Source organism: Virgibacillus carmonensis, from assembly GCF_057836705.1.
In genome coordinates this window covers 44,757-58,522 of sequence record NZ_JBYQFJ010000017.1, presented here as the reverse complement: position 1 = coordinate 58,522, position 13,766 = coordinate 44,757, and the positions used below count along the sequence as shown (strand labels likewise).

Genomic DNA, 13,766 nt, shown 5'->3' with positions numbered 1-13,766 from the left:
GGTATAGGCTGATATATACAGTACAAGCTCAACATATTAACAATGGAAGGAAGGATACTATGCCAATTGTCGAGATATCCCCATCTCTACCCACTTATTACGAGTCATCAGGAACTGGCCTCCCGCTTGTATTCATCCATCCGCCACAAATGGGACATACCGTGTTCAAATACCAGCACGAACTATCGGATCGCTTTCAGGTAATTACATACGATATTAGGGGCCATGGTAAAAGTGGAATCAGTGACGAAGTGGTGACTATTCCCCTTCTTACAAAGGATTTGTTGGCTTTTTTAGATGCACTGGGGATTGATCAGGCTGTCATTGTTGGTTATTCATCAGGCGGATCAATTGCTCAAGAATTTGCACTTACTCATCCAGATCGTGTCAAGGCACTCGTGCTTTCAGGGGGATTTCCAGAAGTGAGTACATTTACTTTAAAGCGGCAATATCAATTCGGTATGGCTCTCGTACGAACTGGACAAAGTGAGCTTTTAAGTAAGCTTTTGGCGGTGTCGCATAAGGTTACGAAAGAGGATAAGCGTGAGCTTTTTCATGAGTGTTTAAAAGCAGACCCTCGAAGCGCTTACGGTTTTTATGAGAAAAGCTTGCACTATACGTGTACGGAACTTCTGCGCAGCCTTCAGTGTCCATTGTTCCTATTGTATGGCCAATTCAGCCACATTCGTCCTTATCTAGAGCTTTACAAGCAGCATGTCCCACAAATGAAAAGTGTGCTGGTTAACAAATCTCTTCATCAAGTTCCAATCAAAAAATATCATTCATTTAATCATGCACTATCAAGTTTTTTAAAGTATTGATAAACTTTTTTTCGCATAATTACTTAAAAGTAGCAAAAAATAACAGGACAAGGAGTGATAACATGGGTGAATACAGTCATTTTCGTTTTGGACAAAAAGCACCGAATAACGGTGTATATATGGAAATTGGTGAAACAGGAAGTATGGTTAATGATCCAAAAATAGTCAAGCTTAAGTCGGGAGATAAATTCCCGCAAAACTCGAACCATGATCGTGTTTGGACATATGATAAGAACTAATTTAAGAGGATGTTCAAAAAGTCACCAAATGATAAACGGCCAATTTCTTCGTTTCGCAGTCTTTTCGGTCCTCACGTATTAAAAGCATGAGGAACTTCTACGAAAACCGTCCACGTCCTGTGGACAACGTAGAAGTCAGCACATCCTGTGCAAGTCCGGTCCTCAAAATCTCGCGCCTTGAACTTCATTTGCCGACTTTTTGAACAAACACTTTTAGAAGACCATCCAAAATCGGATGGTCTTTTAATTATGCTTTTATTTAGTTAGGAAATTATTTCATACTAGCATAATAAAAAAACTGACAGAAAATTTAGATATGTGGTACCATTTAAATATATTATTTCTTTATGCTGTCAGTTAAAACTAGATTTCATCATGAAGATTGAGAAAGTCTCCAACTACAGACTGATAAATGTTCATTCTCTGGAACGTAGCGGGAATGGGGATTACCATATAACATTCAGAGTAGATAAAAAATTTATTGAAAGTGCAGAAGGGATGAAGCGTGTGGATTCAATTGTAGAAGTCAAAAACTTGAAGAAGTCTTACAAAAAAAGGGGGACAAAGGAACTTGTCCATGCTGTAAACGATATTTCTTTTACAGTAAACAAAGGGGAGATCCTTGGTCTTTTGGGACCGAATGGTGCTGGGAAAACAACTACGATTAAAATGATCTGCGGGCTGTTGGTTCCAGAATCTGGAAAGATTACGATTGCTGGTTTGGATAACAAAGCAAAGCGTCTGGATGCGCTACGACATATTAGTGCAGTTTTGGAAGGCAACAGGAATCTTTATTGGCGTCTGACGGTTAAAGAAAATCTGGACTATTTTGCTGGTAATAGAGGTTTTTCACGTAGGGAGGTCGCTGAGAAGGTAGAAGAACTACTTGTAACATTTAACTTGAAAAAGAAAGAAAAAGAATTGGTTAACCGTTTATCACGAGGAATGCAGCAAAAACTTGCCATAGCAGTATCGATGCTTGCAGATAGCGATGTTATTTTGTTGGATGAACCAACTCTTGGATTAGATGTTGAGACAGGATATGAGGTGCGCGAACTATTAAAGGATATTGTGAAAACGTATAATCGCACAATCATTATCAGTTCGCATGATATGGATGTTATTCAAGATTTATGTGATCGAACAGTAATCATTGATAAGGGAAGGATCATTACAAATAATCGAGTAGAAAATCTGCTTCGTTTGTTTGAAGTGAGATCCTACACAATTACGCTCGGAAGTTTGTTAAGTGACCAACAGCATCAACTCCTGCTTCAAAAGTTTCCAAACCTAGTTTATACATCAGATACGATTCATTCAACATTGGAAGTGGACCTTTTTAAAAGTGAAGAAATCTATGATTTATTTAACGTCTTGAAAATGGAAAATACACCTGTGGAGGCAATCGACAGAGCAACTATCAATTTCGAGCAGATTTTCATGAAAATTGTAAAGGGGGAAAAACAGGATGCGTTGGTTCAATCTTCTTAAAGCAAATACACGAAAAGAATATCTCGAACTGATACGATACATGCCAAATACAATTGCCATGATTATTACCTTTTACGCAATATTTCTCGCGATGTTTGCCGGAATTCAACTGATAGGTGACCCGAGTTCTCAGGATATCAATATCCAATACGCCATTGTAAATTATGTATTCTGGTTTTTGGCAATAGCAGTCATGCAAGATGTGGGCTGGCAAATCACCAATGAGGCAATGCGTGGAACACTTGAGCAGCTTTGCATGTCTCCAATGGGATTGTGGAAGATTTTATCAGCCCGTTTAATTTCGTCAACCTTAATTAACTTTATCATAATTTTTGCTTTGCTTTACTTGTCGATGTTTACTTCTGGCCAATGGCTGAATGTTGATGTCATTACGATTTTTCCAATCATGATTTTAACGCTTATTAGTATGTTTGGAGTTGGTTTTATGATTGCTGGGATTTCGATTATTTGGAAACAGGTTCAATCTTTCCTGCAGATTTTACAATTTATCCTAGCGGGCTTGACGTTTATTCCGTTATCTGTTGCACCATTCATGGCTTATTTTCCGTTTGTAAAGGGTGTTGATCTTGTCCGTAATGTCATGATAGACGGCATTACGCTCAGCCAGATCGGAATGGGGGATTTTATGATTCTTAGTTTTAATGCTGTTTTCTATTTTTTCCTTGGCCTTGGTATTTTTCAGATGTGTGAACGTGTAGCAATGAATAAAGGCTTGCTGGCACATTACTAAAAGAGATTGTACAGAGAATTCAGAAGACATGAGCATCACACTCGTGTCTTGTTGTCTTTATGGGAAGCAGGTTGTCCTTCACGCATGGAAAATAAAGCAGTTCCAAGTGCGATAATAACTAACAATCCACCAACAGTTGCGGTCTGTTCAATCGAAACTTGTTCAATGACAATACCGCCAATTAATGAACCGGCTGCGATACCAAGATGTAATGCGGAATTATTCAAGCTTTGCTGAATGTCTGAAGTTTCGGGGGAAGCTTCAATTAGATAGCTTTGCATAGCTGGTGATATCGCCCAACTCATTATCCCCCAAACGATCATTACAACAAGGAATAACGGCAAGAAAAAGGTTGTATATGGAATTGCAAAAATTGCTAACCCAAACGCAATAATAGCTGTTAGAATTGTGCGTTTTGTGCCCATCAGATCTGAAAGCGTACCGCCAAAACCTCCGCCACTTACGGCAGCTATTCCGAAAATCAGATAGATAATACTTATCCAAGTTCCTTCAATCCCCATGGTTTCTTTTACAAAGGGAGTTAAATAAGCGTATAGGGTTGTATGTCCTGCCAAAAATAGAAATGTTGTGCTTTGTGCAAAAAATATTTTTCGTTCTTTTAAGGTTGAAAGCTGTTTTCCTATCGGGACTGATGGCTTTGGTTCAACCTTGTCCATAAATAAATAGATGGCAATGATAGAAAGCACAGTTAAAAAGCTAATCAGCACAAAAGGAGCTCGCCAGCTAAATGCATTACCCAGCATTAAACCGATTGGAATACCTAATACGAGCGAAGCACTTACACCCATGGAAACAATCCCGATTGCTCGGCCGCGATACTTGGGGTCGACTATACTTGGTGCCATTGTTAAACATAGGATGATCAGCAATGAACCACTTGTAGCGGATATGATGCGTCCGATAAATAGTATGCTATATGTTGGACTGAAAACTGTTACAATGTTTCCCAGCAAAAATATGATTAATGAAATTAATGTTAATTGTTTACGTTCTACTTTTGCGGTTAAAATTAATAAAATCGGTGCTGCAATTGCAAATATTAAAGAAAAAATGGTGATTAAAAAACCTGCCTGACCAAGGCTAACGTGTAAATCTGCTGCTATTAAATCCAATATGCCACCAATAATTAATTCGACCATTCCAACAATAAATGAAATGATTGTTAAAAAGTAAACTCGTTTATCCATAGAAAAAGCTTCCTCTCTGTTGTGTACCATTACCATATTAATTTTTAATGGATCAAAAAACAAGCTATAATCCTATTAGGTCATAAATAATCCTGATATTTTTTATGCTTTCCTAAGTGCAAATAAAGTTAAGAAAGACACCTATATAAACAGGAAGATTTGGAGTTTATACAGAATACTATAGATAGTACGTTTATAGACAAAGGGAAGTAGGATGAAAAATGAGCGCAGAGCCAATAAGGGAGAGCAAGCGATTACTTTGGATAGATGCAGCAAGAGGATTTGCGATTTTTGGAATATTTATGGTCAATGTAGGTGCTTTTTCGGCACCGTATTTTATGCATGGTGGAGAAGCAGGAGCATGGCCAGGGTCAGTTGATCATCTCGTGCAAGGTATCATTGATGTCTTTTTCCAAGCCAGCTTTTATACATTATTTTCGTTGCTATTTGGTTTTGGATTTCAGATGATGATTGATAGTCTAGTTGAAAAAGGCAGCCCGGTGTACAGAGTTTTATTCCGTAGAATGCTTATCTTGATGGGCTTTGGCCTGGTACATGCCTTTTTGATTTGGTATGGTGACATTCTGTTATCCTATGCAATTATAGGGTTGTTTTTATTGCTTTTTGTAGAAGTGAAAAATAAAACGTTGTTAATATGGGCAGTTTTATTAATGGGAGCAAGCGTTACATATTATACCATGTACTTATATGAGTTCCGCCAGTATCTTGGTTTTGTTGATCAAGAGGCAATAAAACAAGCCATCGTTAGTTATCAAAGCAATAGTCTTATTGAAATATGGTCTCAGAATTATGTGGACTGGGAGTATGCAAATGGTGGGATCTCCTATCTATTTTTAACGGGTACATTATTACCGCTGTTTTTGGTGGGAATGTTTATTGCACGGAAAAGATGGCTGCATGATTTAGAGCAATTCCAAAAAGTATTGAAATGGGGATGGTTAGTTAGTTTAGTATTTTTCCTTGCATTGAAGTTAGGGCCATATGCATATGGAAACCCTATTTGGTTTTCCTTTATTCAGGATAATATTGGTGGATCAGCATCAGCGCTATTTTATATTTTCTCCATTGGTTTACTAGCAAGAACAGACCTAGGAATGAGAATAATTAAGCCTTTTGTCCATGTTGGACGTATGTCTTTGACCAATTATCTTTCTCAATCTATTATTATGTTCCTCTTATTTTATGGTGTCGGGTTCGCCTTATATGGAACGGTTCGCCCTTTAGAAGGCGTCATAATTGTTGTGATTGTTTATACGTTGCAGGTGTTTGCAAGTAGATGGTGGTTTAAACACTATCAGTTTGGGCCATTGGAATGGATTTGGAGGGGACTCACCTATAATAAGAAGCAAGCCTTTCGGAAAGAAGTAAATAGGGAAGAGTCTGTATGAACTAAAAAAAGCGAAACTAGCTGATTGAAGCTAGTTTCGCTTTTTTTAGTTATTATCCTTTTAAAACTTCTTTAATGTGATTAATTGCCCAATCCAAATCATCTTTTTCGATAACTAGTGGTGGAGCGAAACGAATGACATTTTCATGTGTTTCTTTGCACAGTAATCCTCTTTCTTTTAGTTCGACACAATAGGAACGTGCTGCTTCTGTAAGTTCAACACCTACGAATAATCCTTTACCACGAACTTCTTTTATCAGTGGATTATCAATTTTTCTTAATTCATCCATCATGTAATTACCAAGTTCGAGTGAACGATCGGCTAGTTGCTCTTCTTCGATAACTTCAAGTGAAGCAACAGAAACAGCACAAGCTAATGGATTTCCACCGAAAGTTGAACCATGTGATCCTGGGTTAAATACACCAAGGATATCTTTATTGGCTACTATACATGAAATTGGGAATACTCCGCCACCAAGCGCTTTTCCTAAGATAAGAATGTCAGGTGTTACATCCTCCCAGTCACATGCAAACATTTTACCACTTCGGCCAAGGCCAGCTTGAATTTCATCAGCAATGTACAATACATTGTTTTCTTTACAAACATCTAGTGCTTCTTTTAAAAATCCTTCAGGCGGGATATTGATTCCAGCTTCACCTTGGATTGGTTCAAATAAGAAACCAGCTGTATTTTCATTGATTGCTGCTTTAAGAGCATCAACATCACCATACGGAATTAATTTAATTCCAGGAAGTAATGGGCCAAACCCGCGTTGATTTTCAGGGTCTGATGATAGAGACACAGCTGCCATCGTGCGGCCATGGAAGTTATCTTCACATGCGATGATTTCAGCTTTGTTTTCTGCAACGCCTTTTACGTCATAAGCCCAACGTCTAGCGGTTTTGATAGCAGTTTCAACAGCCTCAGCACCAGTGTTCATTGGCAATACTGCTTCCTTGTTCGTTAGTTTACAAATTTTTTCATACCATGGACCAAGTTGATCATTATGGAATGCGCGAGATGTCAATGTAACAGCATCAGCTTGTTTTTTTAACGCATCAATGATTTTCGGATGACGATGCCCTTGATTAACAGCAGAATATGCACTTAACATATCCATGTAGCGGTTACCTTCAGGATCTTCTACCCATACACCCTCAGCTTTTGATATTACAACAGGAAGGGGATGATAGTTCTTTGCTCCAAATTCCTGCGTTTGATCGATAATTTCTTGACTAGAATGTGACATAATATCCCTCCGATTTAAAAAAAATACAATACTTTATTAGTATAACAGTTTTTTCTAATAATTACTTCATGGTAATGTTCAAAAAGAATTCATATGAATTTCCATATTTAATCTGTTATATTATAGACAAGGAAATAGAAAGGAATGGAAAAAACATGACTACACATTTACATGTAACAGCGTGGGCTCTAGCATTTATCCTCTTTATCGTTGTTGTGGTATTGAACAAATCAGGTAAAGCTAAAGGCGCAAAAATTACACATATGATTCTAAGACTAGATTATTTATTAATTTTATATTCTGGTGGAACATTACTAGCAAACTATTTCGGAGGAAGCCCAATGATGGGTGAGGCAATTTTTAAAGGTTTGGCTGGAATTTGGGCTATCTTTGCAATGGAAATGGTTGCTGTTAAAATGGCAAGACATGAAGCAACAAAAAGCTTTTGGATTCAACTAGTAATTGCAATAGTCCTTACATTGATTCTAGGTTTTGGACGTTTATCAGGTGGATTTGCATAAAAATAGGAGAAAACGCGTATCTGAGGATGCGCGTTCCTGTTTTTATTGTAAGCTGTTAATAGAGATATCAGCTGTCGTTTTGAGAAAGCAACGCTCATTACAAGATTTCAACCAATAAATCAATATATAAATAAAAACCCGAACAAGAACAAACGCCTCATTCGGACTCTCCACCATATTACTTCGCTAACGTATCGACTAATGCATCAATTGTCTTTTGTGAAGCTATCAAACCTTTATTAGTCCAGAAGCTTGGATCGTTCATTATATAAACTTGATCCTTTTCAGCAGCTGGGATACTTTGCCATACAGCGCTTTTTTCTAATGTTTCAAGTCCCTGTTCACCTTCAAGCGCTAAAAGGAAGACATGATCTGCTTTTAATTCAGAAAGCTTTTCCATCGAAATCGGATTCCACGCTACTTCAGATTTGCCTAAGCTTTCAACAAAAGGTGGTATCTTAATACCTAACTCGGAATATACAACATCAGCGCTGTGGCGATCTTTTTCAAATAAATAAAACTGACCTCCGGCAACCCAAATCATTGCAACGGATTCATCACCAATTGAGTTGGATAGTTTTTCCTTAGCTTCAGCAACTTTTTCCTCATAGGATGCCAACACTTCATCTGCCTTATTTTCTTTTTCTAGCATTTTGCCGAAAACTTCAATTTGTTTGCGCCAATCATTACTAACGGCATCAGGCATAACATAGGTTGTTGCGATTTTTTGATAATCTTCATACGAGCCCTCGTAGCTTGCAAGGTCGCTACCTAGAATAATTAAATCTGGATTGTGCTCTAGAACCTGTTCTTGAGGAAGGTTCCACTCAATTCGTGGTACTTCTTTTAGTTGAGGGTCTAAATAATCCTGTATACTTTTACCAATTGACCATTTTGCAACAGGGGTTACACCAAGTGCTAGTAGCGCATCTTCATGGTAGGGAGCAATAATTTTTTTCACATCGGCTGGAATGGTAACTTCTCCTTTTTTACCATCAATCGTTACCTCTGAACCCTTTGTTTCATCAGAATTCTTTGATGATGTATTATCACTTTCATTGCTACAAGCGGTAATTACAAATAGCAAGATGGCGAGTGAGCAAACTAACAATAGGTTTTTTTTAGAAAAAATTCGCATATGTAATTCTCCTTCTGAGTTAATAATATCTAGTGTAAATGATAATCATTTTCAATTAAAAAGTCAATATACGAAATGTGACAAAAGTAAGAACAGCCAAAACATTGCAGACAGTACTAATAACGTCTATACTTTTTATTGATAATGATTCTTAATCGAAATGGAACGATTACTAATTTAAACATGTTGAAGTCGGGGGACCATCATGATAGCCACAATTACGCATTCACGCTTATTAAAAACGATTATAAATATACTTGCCATCGTCGCATTGATTTTTTCAGTCGGAATTTCCGTATCGTATGGAGCAGTTGACATAAATCTATCAACGGTCTGGCAAGCAATCTTTCAGTTTGACTCAAATTTAACAACTCACCAAGTCATTCAGGAATTACGTCTACCTCGGGCATTTGGTGCAGCTTTGGTCGGTGCGTTTTTAGCTGTGTCTGGTGCTGTCATGCAGGGCATGACACGTAACCCATTAGCCTCACCATCGATTATGGGTGTAACAAATGGTGCAGCATTCACACTTGTGATTATGTTGGCGTTTTTCCCAGGTGTATCCAATATTGGCTTAACACTCGCATCATATGCTGGGGCAGGTATCGCAGTTATCCTAGTATTTATGGTTGGATCTTATTCAAAAAGTGGATTAACACCTGTCAAGCTTGCCCTAGCCGGTGTTGCGATTGGGACACTTTTAAGTTCTATCTCGTCTATCATTTCTCTCCATTTTCAACTAGAAAAACAAATGGCTTTTTGGTTTGCCGGTGGATTAGCTGGAACGAATTGGACATCGATTCAAATCCTTCTTATTTCAGGTGGTATTGGATTATTCTTAGCGCTGGTTATCGCTAGATCGATTACCATTCTAAGCTTAGGGGAAGATATTGCTTCTGGTTTAGGGCAAAACAATATGTTAATAAAAATTTTAGGTATTGTAGCTGTATTGGTTTTGACCGGTGCAGCTGTATCTGTTGCAGGTACGGTAGGGTTTATTGGTCTTATTATTCCACATATCACCAGATTTATTATGGGAACAGATTACCGGTGGATCATCCCATCATCGGCGATCTTTGGTGCGCTTTTATTAGTGTTGGCAGACGTTGTAGCACGATTAATTAATGCACCATATGAAACGCCAGTAGGTGCTATTACTTCGTTAATTGGTGTCCCATTCTTTCTTTATTTAGCTCGTGGTAGTGGAGGTGGAAAATAATGACGCCAGAACAAGGGATGAAACGTAGGAAATTTTATGCAATCATAATTGGACTAGGTGTATTAATAATTGGTATGTTTTTTGTGAGTCTAAGCACTGGGGTTATTCAGCTTTCTCCATTTGATGTAAGTAAAACGTTTTTTGGTCAAGGTACAGAGAGACAGGAATTGGTACTGTTCGACTTCCGGCTACCTGGTATTGTACTAGCATTGTTAATTGGTGCGGGCCTTGCAGTTTCAGGTGCTATACTGCAAGGTGTTACACAAAATGATCTTGCCGATCCGGGAATTTTAGGGATTAATACTGGTGCAGGTCTAGCAGTCGTATTATTTATTTTTTTCTTTCAGGATACGCTTTCCATGACAAGTACTATTTCAGCTTTTATTATGCCGTTGTTTGCCCTTATTGGAGCAGTTTTTGCAGCGTTTTTGATTTACTTTTTGGCATGGAAAGAGGGAGTGAATCCAATCCGGCTAATACTAGTGGGGATTGGTGTGAATGCTGGATTTAGTGCGGCATTAATTATCTTCCAATTGAAAATGGATCCTCAGGATTTCCGCCAAGCAACTGTGTGGCTTGCCGGTGATATATGGAGTGCGAATTGGAGTTTTGTATTAGCGCTTTTACCATGGATTCTAGTTCTAATCCCAATCGCATTACATAAGGCAAACAGCTTAAATGTATTGAATTTAGGTGATGATATTGCTGCTGGGTTAGGAACGAATGTAGAAAGGGAGCGACGACTTTTATTACTAATTGCTGTCGCATTAGCGGGCGCTTGTGTGGCTGCTGGTGGTGGTATTGCTTTCCTTGGTCTTGTCGTTCCACATATTGCCCGGAGAATTGTTGGGCCTACACACCAACGAATTATACCGATCTCAACTTTGATTGGAGCTTTGTTGTTGATGGTTTCAGATGCAATCGGGAAAACTATTTTAGCTCCTACAGAGATTCCAGTCGGCATAATCGTTGCTATTTTAAGTACACCCTATTTCGTCTATTTATTAATGAAAACAAAGTAGAAAGCAGGAGGGAGCAACACATGAGAAAACAGTTTGAGTTATTTGATGTGACTATTATTGGCGGTGGCCCGGTAGGTTTATTTTCTGCTTTTTATAGTGGTATGCGTGAAATGAAAACGAAAATTATTGAATATTTACCTTTTTTAGGTGGCAAGGTCCCCTATTTTTATCCAGATAAAGTAATCCGAGATATTGGTGGAATTCACACAGTAACTGGAGATAAATTAACGGAGCAGCTTATTGAACAGGCTAAAACGTTTGATCCAACCGTTATACTAGAAACACAAGTGGAAGGATTAGAACGGCTTTCCAATGGCTACTTTATACTTAGTGATCATAAAGGGAATGAGCATTATACGAAAACGGTAATTATTGCTACCGGATTTGGAACATTAAAATCAGTTGAACTAGACTTACCGAATGCCCCCCAATACAGAGATGGTAATTTACATTATTTTGTTCGGGAGATGGAAAAGTTTCGAGATAAACGCGTAGTAATTTCAGGTGGTGGGAATTCGGCGATAGATTGGGCAAACGAGTTAGAACCGATTGCCCAAAGTGTGACACTCCTGTACCGCAAGAAGGATTTTGTTGGTCATGAGAGCAATATTACCAAAATGAAAAATTCCTCCATTTCCATTCAGACACCTTACGTCATCGATCAATTGAATGGGGACGAGCAACGTATATCATCTGTCCTGGTAAAGCATACAGAGTCTGAGAAGTATCAATCCATCGAAATGGATGATCTAATTGTTAATCACGGATTTGAAATTGATTTAGGAGCGCTATCTACTTGGGGAATGACCATGAAAGATGGAACTATACAAGTCGATGGTAACATGGAAACGAGTATTCCTGGTATTTTTGCGGTAGGTGATATTGCAAACTTCCCTACAAAACTTCCATTAATTGCGGGTGGCTTTAATGAAGGACCGATTGCAATTAATAATGCGAAACGGCACATTGCGCCAAACAAGGAACTGGAAAAACTATTTTCTACAAATATGGATACGTTTGATAAATAGTATGAAGAATTTTTAACAATCCATCCAACTCCATTGACTAGTGAGCAAAAAGCGTAATAATTAATAGTGGTAAATAAATAGCTGGAGGACGTTTTTATGAAAAAGGGATTATTATCTTCTTTTTTTATCATGTTTTTCATGATTGGAGCTTTTCCTGTTAATGCAACGGAAAAGCCTATTAAAGAAGAAGTTATCTATTCAATTGTGGTAGATCGATTCAATAATGGAAATCAAGGAATTGATGATCAGGTCGATTTAAACGATCAGGATGCCTATCATGGTGGGGATATCAAAGGAATAACGGAGAAATTAGATGAAATCAAGGCATATGGGTTTACGACAATCTCTCTGTCGCCGATTATGGCGAATGCACCAGATAAATTTCATGGTTATTGGATAGAAGATTTTTTTAAAGTGGATGAGCAGTTTGGGACATTGAATGATTTGCAGCAATTGGTAAAAGAAGCACATGATCGAAATATGAAAGTTGTGCTAGAGTTTGTAACGAACTATGTTGCGCCAACTCATCCTTTGGTGGATGATCCATCTAAAGCTGATTGGACAAATCAAACCACGGTCAATGATACGCTCTGGTTAGACGATGCGATAACGCTAAACCAAGCTAATCCAGAAGTAAAAGAAATGCTTTTTGATGCCGCTGCTTTTTGGCTGGAAGAAGCTAATATTGATGGATACAAGCTCCATGCGATGGATCAATCATCACCAGCGTTTTTAACTGATTTTGTTAATCATGTTAAATCCGTAAAACCCGACATCTTTTTGCTGGGCGATGTTTTAAGTGAAACACCGTTAAATGAAGAATACCTGGATCTAGGTATACCATTGATTGAGTATGCACCAATTCAGGAATCTATTGTAAATGTCTTTACGAATGTTGGTACGCCTGTAACGGACATTTATGATACGTGGAAAGAAACGGGAAAACGCGAGGGCCTTGTATATGTGGACAATGCGTATACAGAGAGATTCACACGAAAAATTGTGGAAGGAAATTTAAATCCACAAACTACATGGAAACTTGCTTTAGCTTATCTGTATACAAGTCCTGGTGTACCAATTATTTTCCAAGGGTCTGAAGTTCCAATGGATGGAAATACGACAGAAGAAGTTTTAGAGATGGTTCAATTTAATAGTGGGGATGAGAAGATAAGGGATTTCCTAGAAAAAATTTCAGCAATCCGCACACAATTCCCAGTGCTCTCATATGGAGATTTTAGCCTAGTAGATACGAATGGCGCGCTAAGTGTGTTTAAACGTACGTATAAAGATGAAACGATGTTTATTGCATTTAATAATGATACAGAAACGAAGACAGTTTCTGTAAAAGATGTACCAGAAGGCATGCAATTAAGTGGACTTCTTGGTGATAATATCGTTCGTGAAAATGAGCAGGATGAATATAAAATTGCTTTGGATCGTGAAACAGTTGAAATTTATATTTTAGAGGATAATCAGGGACTCAACTGGCTATTTATTGGTATGGTAGTTGGTATATTTGTGATTTTCGTAACCGCAATCATGATCTTAAGCTATAGGCAACGAAAAAGAGAGAGGGAGAGCCGGTAACTGGGCTACTTCTCTCTCTTCTTTTGTAGTGTGACCGGGGTTGAACGTTGATAAATCAGAACAAGTGTTGATATCTGGGGTTG

At 38.1% G+C, this 13,766-nt stretch carries 13 protein-coding genes; 10 read left to right on the top strand and 3 right to left on the bottom strand.

Features of this window, described 5'->3' with window-relative positions:
* Positions 1–59: 59 nt before the first annotated feature.
* From AC3G7N_RS13835 to AC3G7N_RS13820, 4 genes are all read left to right on the top strand, one after another.
* On the top strand, positions 60–821 hold the full coding sequence (locus AC3G7N_RS13835) for an alpha/beta fold hydrolase (RefSeq protein WP_489422753.1): 762 nt from the start codon (positions 60–62) through the stop codon (positions 819–821).
* A gap of 62 nt (positions 822–883) precedes the next feature.
* Positions 884–1,060: a YjzC family protein gene (locus tag AC3G7N_RS13830; protein WP_489422752.1), complete on the top strand. Its 177-nt coding sequence runs from the start codon at positions 884–886 to the stop codon at positions 1,058–1,060.
* 507 nt (positions 1,061–1,567) lie between these two features.
* The gene (locus AC3G7N_RS13825) at positions 1,568–2,551 is read left to right on the top strand and encodes an ABC transporter ATP-binding protein (RefSeq protein ID WP_489422772.1); all 984 of its coding nucleotides are present in this window, start codon (positions 1,568–1,570) and stop codon (positions 2,549–2,551) included.
* On the top strand, positions 2,529–3,302 hold the full coding sequence (locus AC3G7N_RS13820; protein WP_489422751.1) for an ABC transporter permease: 774 nt from the start codon (positions 2,529–2,531) through the stop codon (positions 3,300–3,302). The genes AC3G7N_RS13825 and AC3G7N_RS13820 overlap by 23 nt, the downstream gene beginning before the upstream one ends.
* 35 nt (positions 3,303–3,337) lie before the next feature.
* Here the strand turns inward: AC3G7N_RS13820 and AC3G7N_RS13815 are convergent, their stop codons facing one another.
* Positions 3,338–4,510: an MFS transporter gene (locus tag AC3G7N_RS13815; RefSeq protein WP_489422750.1), complete on the bottom strand. Its 1,173-nt coding sequence runs from the start codon at positions 4,508–4,510 to the stop codon at positions 3,338–3,340.
* A 221-nt stretch (positions 4,511–4,731) separates the two neighbouring features.
* On the opposite strand from AC3G7N_RS13815, the gene AC3G7N_RS13810 reads away from it, so the two are divergent.
* Entirely contained in the window at positions 4,732–5,919 is a 1,188-nt protein-coding gene (locus tag AC3G7N_RS13810; RefSeq protein WP_489422749.1) for a DUF418 domain-containing protein, read from the top strand.
* Between the two features lie 52 nt (positions 5,920–5,971).
* Here AC3G7N_RS13810 and AC3G7N_RS13805 read toward each other — a convergent pair whose 3' ends face one another.
* Positions 5,972–7,168: an ornithine--oxo-acid transaminase gene (locus AC3G7N_RS13805; RefSeq protein WP_489422748.1), complete on the bottom strand. Its 1,197-nt coding sequence runs from the start codon at positions 7,166–7,168 to the stop codon at positions 5,972–5,974.
* A gap of 155 nt (positions 7,169–7,323) precedes the next feature.
* Between AC3G7N_RS13805 and AC3G7N_RS13800 the strand changes: the two genes are divergently transcribed.
* Entirely contained in the window at positions 7,324–7,689 is a 366-nt protein-coding gene (locus tag AC3G7N_RS13800) for a YisL family protein (RefSeq protein WP_489422747.1), read from the top strand.
* Positions 7,690–7,867: 178 nt separating this feature from the next.
* Here AC3G7N_RS13800 and AC3G7N_RS13795 read toward each other — a convergent pair whose 3' ends face one another.
* Positions 7,868–8,827 (bottom strand): ABC transporter substrate-binding protein, encoded by a 960-nt coding sequence (locus tag AC3G7N_RS13795; RefSeq protein ID WP_489422746.1) that lies wholly within the window; start codon positions 8,825–8,827, stop codon positions 7,868–7,870.
* A 205-nt stretch (positions 8,828–9,032) separates the two neighbouring features.
* Between AC3G7N_RS13795 and AC3G7N_RS13790 the strand changes: the two genes are divergently transcribed.
* From AC3G7N_RS13790 to AC3G7N_RS13775, 4 genes are all read left to right on the top strand, one after another.
* The gene (locus AC3G7N_RS13790; protein ID WP_489422745.1) at positions 9,033–10,046 is read left to right on the top strand and encodes a FecCD family ABC transporter permease; all 1,014 of its coding nucleotides are present in this window, start codon (positions 9,033–9,035) and stop codon (positions 10,044–10,046) included.
* Positions 10,046–11,068, top strand: a complete 1,023-nt coding sequence (locus AC3G7N_RS13785; protein ID WP_489422744.1) for a FecCD family ABC transporter permease — start codon at positions 10,046–10,048, stop codon at positions 11,066–11,068. The genes AC3G7N_RS13790 and AC3G7N_RS13785 overlap by 1 nt, the downstream gene beginning before the upstream one ends.
* Positions 11,069–11,088: 20 nt before the next feature.
* A complete protein-coding gene (locus AC3G7N_RS13780) occupies positions 11,089–12,096 on the top strand; it encodes an NAD(P)/FAD-dependent oxidoreductase (protein WP_489422743.1) in 1,008 nt (335 codons plus the stop codon).
* A gap of 96 nt (positions 12,097–12,192) precedes the next feature.
* Positions 12,193–13,683 carry an alpha-amylase family glycosyl hydrolase gene (locus tag AC3G7N_RS13775; RefSeq protein ID WP_489422742.1) on the top strand — a complete coding sequence of 497 codons (1,491 nt, stop codon included), beginning with the start codon at positions 12,193–12,195 and terminating at the stop codon, positions 13,681–13,683.
* Positions 13,684–13,766: the final 83 nt, after the last annotated feature.

Excerpts from the sequence above, each read along its gene's own strand:
- AC3G7N_RS13820 (WP_489422751.1), top strand. The coding sequence starts at position 2,529 with ATGCGTTGGTTCAATCTTCTTAAAGCAAATACACGAAAAGAATATCTC.
- AC3G7N_RS13780 (WP_489422743.1), top strand. The coding sequence starts at position 11,089 with ATGAGAAAACAGTTTGAGTTATTTGATGTGACTATTATTGGCGGTGGC.
- AC3G7N_RS13810 (WP_489422749.1), top strand. The coding sequence starts at position 4,732 with ATGAGCGCAGAGCCAATAAGGGAGAGCAAGCGATTACTTTGGATAGAT.
- AC3G7N_RS13775 (WP_489422742.1), top strand. The coding sequence starts at position 12,193 with ATGAAAAAGGGATTATTATCTTCTTTTTTTATCATGTTTTTCATGATT.
- AC3G7N_RS13795 (WP_489422746.1), bottom strand. The coding sequence starts at position 8,827 with ATGCGAATTTTTTCTAAAAAAAACCTATTGTTAGTTTGCTCACTCGCC.
- AC3G7N_RS13800 (WP_489422747.1), top strand. The coding sequence starts at position 7,324 with ATGACTACACATTTACATGTAACAGCGTGGGCTCTAGCATTTATCCTC.
- AC3G7N_RS13830 (WP_489422752.1), top strand. The coding sequence starts at position 884 with ATGGGTGAATACAGTCATTTTCGTTTTGGACAAAAAGCACCGAATAAC.
- AC3G7N_RS13835 (WP_489422753.1), top strand. The coding sequence starts at position 60 with ATGCCAATTGTCGAGATATCCCCATCTCTACCCACTTATTACGAGTCA.
- AC3G7N_RS13790 (WP_489422745.1), top strand. The coding sequence starts at position 9,033 with ATGATAGCCACAATTACGCATTCACGCTTATTAAAAACGATTATAAAT.
- AC3G7N_RS13785 (WP_489422744.1), top strand. The coding sequence starts at position 10,046 with ATGACGCCAGAACAAGGGATGAAACGTAGGAAATTTTATGCAATCATA.
- AC3G7N_RS13815 (WP_489422750.1), bottom strand. The coding sequence starts at position 4,510 with ATGGATAAACGAGTTTACTTTTTAACAATCATTTCATTTATTGTTGGA.
- AC3G7N_RS13805 (WP_489422748.1), bottom strand. The coding sequence starts at position 7,168 with ATGTCACATTCTAGTCAAGAAATTATCGATCAAACGCAGGAATTTGGA.